Source organism: Methylobacterium sp. BTF04 (genome assembly GCF_010692745.1).
In the GTDB taxonomy this organism is placed as follows: domain Bacteria; phylum Pseudomonadota; class Alphaproteobacteria; order Rhizobiales; family Beijerinckiaceae; genus Methylobacterium.
In genome coordinates, this window is record NZ_JAAHTB010000172.1 from 1 (window position 1) to 1456 (window position 1456).

Sequence of the window (1456 nt, forward strand, 5' to 3'; positions counted from 1 at the left end):
GTTCGCCGTCGTCCGCGCCGGCCTGAACTACAAGTTCGGCACGTACTAGGACCTGCGGGACTTTTAGGTTCGGCCTAAGCGTCCCCAGCCCCGATCACCTGGCCGCTTTCGTCGAGGCGCACCCTGAGGAGAAATCCTCGGGGTGTTGCTGTTTGCGCCCTTGATCGTCGGGATCCACGTCTAGGCGCTCAATAGCCCGCCCCATCGGTCTGTGAGTCGATCGGGCGGTGTCGGCAGTGCCGACCGTCGGCCGGACGGGCCTGGTCGCGTGATACTAGGCATCCTCGGGCTTGTGCCGGTTGGTCGTCAGCATGAGAGTAATCGAGGCCCTGCCGGCGTAGCTTCTGAGGCGCGTACAAGGTCTAGGCGGTCAGTGCCGACGAACGGAAGGGCCTAGCGATGACACGCATCCCACGCTGGTCTCATCGGATCGGTCTTGGGCTGGCCATCCCCTTCATGACGTACGCCCTCGTCCTTGCAGGAATGGCAATCTGGGATGCGCGGCCCTTACCGGCTTGCGGTGTCAGCGGCATCGACCCACACAATCCTGTCTATCGATGCCGACGCGTGACTGTGATCGGAGGTGTGCCTGTCTCACACGATGCAGCTGGGGGAACTCCGGGTTTGTGGTCGGTCGAGCAGGGTAGCGTCTCGGGGATGCCCGACCTCAGATCGTCTGGCCTGGCGTTCCTCAGCGGTCTGATTCTGTACGGTCTCAGTCGCAGCCTCGGTTGGGGGCTCAATCATCGACGAGCGGCTCGGATGTGATCACTGAGGCACACTGCCTCATGGCAGGGCGTCACCTTCTCACCACGCCCGACGCGATCTAAACGGGCCAATGGCCGAACTCGTATTCATCTTCGTTGCCGGGACGCTGGGCGCCATAGCCCTTGTGCTGGCAGTCCATCCCAAAATCGAACGGCTGTGGAGACACGCCTAGTTCGGGTGAGTTGATCGGCGGACGGTAGATCACGGCCAGGTACGGCAAGAAATACGGTAGCAGTGGGGGTATCACACTACACGCACTGAAGCCGGATTTTCGAGACGCCGGTGCCGCCCATAGCCTGGACCAGATCGTCCACGGAGCGTGTCGAGATACCCTAGATGTAGGCCTTCTGGATTACGGCGGTGAGCGCCTTCTCGGCCATGCGTTGCGGCTCCAGAAAGCAGGGGAAGTAGCCGCCCTTGCGCAGATTGGGTATGCGCAACTTCACCGTGCCGGCCCTCGTCTGCCAGTCTTGTTCGCTGTAGCCGTTGCACTAGACCAGGCGCTCGGCTCTCTTCTCGCCATGAGCGGCACTGGTCAGGCCCCCGACCTCCAGCCCCATCAAGCGCTCGGCCGCAAAGACGATCATCTCACGCAACAGATCCGTGTTGGAGCTCTTCTCCATCAGCCCACGTAGGACTATCATCGCGTCGGGCATCGGAGGTCTCTTGGGTTCGTGGTTGATCGTCG

1 pseudogene is annotated in these 1456 nt (G+C 62.0%); it reads right to left on the reverse strand.

The annotated features are described in order from the left end of the window. Positions 1–1028 precede the first annotated feature (1028 nt). Positions 1029–1424 (reverse strand): annotated as a pseudogene (locus G3T14_RS24115) (transposase); the annotation flags it as partial. Positions 1425–1456 lie beyond the last annotated feature (32 nt).